Here is a 3,486-nt window from a genome sequence, read left to right as displayed (position 1 = left end):
GTGTCAGTCTGTAGAGCGACCATAAGACCAGAACAGAGTAAATCTGTTAAGGCCGGTGCGAAACCCCGCAAGGGAAAGAAGCAGAAACCTAAATCGTGAGGTTTGGGAATCACCGTCCGTTTACGGCGGTGAGGATGTCAAAAAATGCTTGCCTGATTCTCTACGTCTCACATTCTAGCATATATTTTGTAAATGCGCTAATATTTAACAGTAAAGCCAACCTAGAACGACGGGGTTTCAGACCCAAATTTTCGATGAAAATTAGCCCTAACGGACAAATCACTATTCCCCCTGATATTCAAGAAAAGCTTGGGTTGTTACCCGGTACAGAAATCCAGCTTGAAGTGATTGGGGATATCTTGCAAATTCGCAAGCCTAGAACCCTAAGCCGGGGAAAGCAACTGATTGCCGCTATCCGTGGCAAAGCAACTAGCCGTCTAACAACCAACGACATCATGCAAGCGACCCGTGACTCATGACCGACATTCTGGTAGATAGCAACGTCATTCTTGATGTTGTAACCGAAGACCCGCAATGGTTTGAGTGGTCGGCTCAAATGCTCACAAACTACGCGGAGCAAGGAAATTTAGTGATTAACCCAATTATTTACGCAGAAATATCAATCGGGTTTAATCAACCCGAGGAGGTAGAAGCAGCCCTACCAGAAGACTTCTTTCGCCGAGATTCTTTACCCTATGCTGCAGCTTTTTTAGCAGGACAAAGCTTTTTGGAATATCGTCGTCGTGGAGGTGAGCGACGTTCTCCCTTACCAGATTTCTACATCGGCGCTCACGCTGCTGTCACTACCATGCCCCTACTAACGAGAGATGTCAACCGCTACCGAACTTACTTTCCCTCAGTCTTACTGATTACACCTTAGACAATTCGGTTAAATAATTGGTTATTTCTTCTTGCTCATGCAAATAGTACAGAATTGTTGTATAAACTTGTTCTAGGCTCAAAGATGAGTAAGTTTTAGCAATTTCTTCAGGTGTTTTGGCATGATAAATATAGTCATAGAGAATGGTTTCAATGCCAATTCTTGTCCCTTTTAAGCGAATATCATTAGGGGTGAGAAAGTTAAAATAGTCTTCGAGTTGCATCATGGAATTTACTCAAGCTGTACTGAATCTAAAAAATAAGCTGGCCTAAATATCTAAGTTGTTCCCTGTTTCCTATTCCCTGTATTTAGAGTAAAATTTCCCTGTGTTGAATTGCTAATTTATGGGCGGGAAAACCTTCGTACTCGGCTAAAGTTTTCGTGGTTTCTTTTAACTTTTCAAAGCCTTCAGGGGTGACATAAGCCAAAGTAGAGCGCTTCAGAAAATCATAAACCGAAACCGCCGAATAGGAACGGGCAAAACTTCCTGTGGGCAGCACAGCATTGACTCCGATGGCGTAGGTAGCCATAGAGGAAGGAGTATGATTTCCCAGGAGAATTTCGCCAGCATTTTTAATCTTGCCCAGAATGGCAAAAGGATTACTAACTAAAACCTCTAGATGTTCCGGGGCGTACTCATTGACAAAATCGAGGGATTGCTGCAAACTATCGGTTAAAATTATGCCCCCATAGGCGGCTAAACCCGCCTCACAGAATTCCCGTCGCCAATCCGGGAGTTTTTGCAGGTATTCCTGAGCATATTCACTAGCGGCGATCGCCACATCTTCACAGTGGGTGACTAATAAAGCCGCCGAATCCGCCCCGTGTTCCGCTTCAATTAATAAATCCAAGGCCGCTAAACGGGCATCGGTGGACTCATCGGCCAAAACTATCGACTCACTCGGACCTGCCGGCAAACCCACATCCACAGTGCCGAACAGTAACCGTTTGGCCGCCGCCCCATAGACGCTGCACGGACCTGTAATTTTGTCAACCCTTTTGATATTTTTTGTTCCCAAAGCTAAAGCGGCGATCGCTTGTACGCCCCCTAATTTATAAATTTCTCTGACTCCAGCCATCTGCGCCGCCACCAGAGAAACGGGTTCCACGTTGCCCTGTTTATCGGGGGGAGTGCAAACGACAACTCTTTCCACTCCTGCCACCATTGCCGGGATGGTTAACATTAACATCATCGAGGGAAAAGCACCGCGGCCCCGGGGAACGTATAAACCCACATTGGGGATAGGAGAGATTTTTTCGCCGGCAAAGACACCGGTTTCAATTTCTGCCAGTTGTGTTTCTTCCGGCATTTGGCGACGATGTACCTCTTGAATATTCCGGAAAGCCTGTTCAATGGCAGTTTTTACTTCCGGTTCAATTAAATGAAACGCCCGCTCAAATTCTGCCTCGCTGACTTTGATATTTTCTACCGTCGCACCTTCGTAGTCAAAACGCCGCACATAGTCCACAACGCCGGCATCCCCCCGTTCGCGGATGGTTTCTATGACCGTTTGAGCGACTTTTAGGGCGTTATCAATATCTAACTCGGCTCTTTTCTGAAGTTTTGCCCGTTCCGCGCTACTTAATTGCGAAAGTTTTAATATTCTAACCACTATTGCTACTCCTACTGCCCCCGTCCTCTCAAGAATAACGGGGAATCTTATCTTTTTTAATTGTAACCTTTGGGGGAGTGTCGGAGTGGGAAGTGGGAAGTAAACAGTAACCAGTAATCAGTGAACTGAAGACTCACATCTGATAGCTGATAACAAAGGCCGAATCTAAAACCTAATTTGTTAAGCTAAAAGCTTTATTGCCAGATTCTTTCTCTTGCCTCCTGCCTCCTGTCCCCTGCCTCCTTGGCTATAATGCAGATCATGTTTAAGCTCTCTTGCTGTTCTGTAAATGCGATCGCTCTTGCTTTATTATGGGGGGCGATTGGTCCGGTGTGGGCAGAAACGGAGTTAGACTTAGACCCGAAAATTCGGCAAGAAAGCCCCGTTTTAGAGCGTTGGTTAGAAAAAATACCCGATATCGCCGAAGATATTCGCAATGATCCTAGTTTTCGCACTCGTATCCGTTTAGGGTATGCCCAGTTTCCTTCTAGCGATAATTCCAGTGGCGTGATTTTGGGGGTAGAAGATGTGTTTTTCGGTCAAACCAGTTTAACCCTAAGCGGCGATTATCAGACGGCTTTTAACGGCAATAGGACGGCAATAGGAGCAAATTTACAATACTATCTCCTCCCTTTGGGTGATTATGTCAATCTGGCTCCCATGGTGGGCTATCGTTACATTCAGACAGGAAATTACAGCACCGATGGGCTTAACTTAGGATTAAAGCTCAAATTAGCCCTTTCTCGCACGGGGGCAGCAGATATCACCGTCAGTCAGAGTTTTATCTCCCCAGGGGGTGCTAACGAGGTGGGATTGACTACTCTTTCGGTTGGTTATGCGATTACCTCTAATTTACGTTTAGCTGCCGATATTCAAGCCCAAAATTCCCGCGCTCGTAAAGATAGCTCCCTAGGAATTTTACTGGAATGGCTGCCCTAATTAGGGTTTGCGGCAAAAAGTTTTTCGGTGGGGGTTGGGGGTTGGGGGTTGGGG

The 3,486-nt window shown here is 45.9% G+C and carries 4 protein-coding genes and 1 pseudogene; 3 read left to right on the top strand and 2 right to left on the bottom strand.

What is annotated here, in order from left to right; translation table 11 throughout:
- Positions 1–254 precede the first annotated feature (254 nt).
- Together IM479_RS19870 and IM479_RS19865 are read left to right on the top strand one after the other, a co-directional pair.
- On the top strand, positions 255–479 hold the full coding sequence (locus tag IM479_RS19870; RefSeq protein ID WP_223212298.1) for an AbrB/MazE/SpoVT family DNA-binding domain-containing protein: 225 nt from the start codon (positions 255–257) through the stop codon (positions 477–479).
- Positions 476–880: a type II toxin-antitoxin system VapC family toxin gene (locus tag IM479_RS19865; protein ID WP_287684342.1), complete on the top strand. Its 405-nt coding sequence runs from the start codon at positions 476–478 to the stop codon at positions 878–880. The genes IM479_RS19870 and IM479_RS19865 overlap by 4 nt, the downstream gene beginning before the upstream one ends.
- Positions 881–884: 4 nt before the next feature.
- On the opposite strand, the pseudogene IM479_RS19860 reads toward IM479_RS19865, so the two are convergent.
- Positions 885–1,103: pseudogene (locus IM479_RS19860) on the bottom strand (DUF433 domain-containing protein); the annotation flags it as partial.
- Between the two features lie 85 nt (positions 1,104–1,188).
- On the bottom strand, positions 1,189–2,493 hold the full coding sequence (gene hisD, locus IM479_RS19855) for a histidinol dehydrogenase (RefSeq protein ID WP_286824583.1): 1,305 nt from the start codon (positions 2,491–2,493) through the stop codon (positions 1,189–1,191).
- A 252-nt stretch (positions 2,494–2,745) separates the two neighbouring features.
- Between hisD and IM479_RS19850 the strand changes: the two genes are divergently transcribed.
- Positions 2,746–3,432 (top strand): hypothetical protein, encoded by a 687-nt coding sequence (locus IM479_RS19850; protein ID WP_287677335.1) that lies wholly within the window; start codon positions 2,746–2,748, stop codon positions 3,430–3,432.
- Positions 3,433–3,486 lie beyond the last annotated feature (54 nt).

The organism is Microcystis sp. M165S2 (assembly GCF_020245885.1).
In the GTDB taxonomy this organism is placed as follows: domain Bacteria; phylum Cyanobacteriota; class Cyanobacteriia; order Cyanobacteriales; family Microcystaceae; genus Microcystis.
The sequence above is the reverse complement of the archived record's forward strand: the minus strand, read 5'-3'. Positions and strand labels throughout refer to the sequence as shown.

Coding starts and splice junctions, on each gene's coding strand:
- IM479_RS19870 (WP_223212298.1), top strand. CDS start 255: ATGAAAATTAGCCCTAACGGACAAATCACTATTCCCCCTGATATTCAA.
- IM479_RS19865 (WP_287684342.1), top strand. CDS start 476: ATGACCGACATTCTGGTAGATAGCAACGTCATTCTTGATGTTGTAACC.
- IM479_RS19850 (WP_287677335.1), top strand. CDS start 2,746: ATGCAGATCATGTTTAAGCTCTCTTGCTGTTCTGTAAATGCGATCGCT.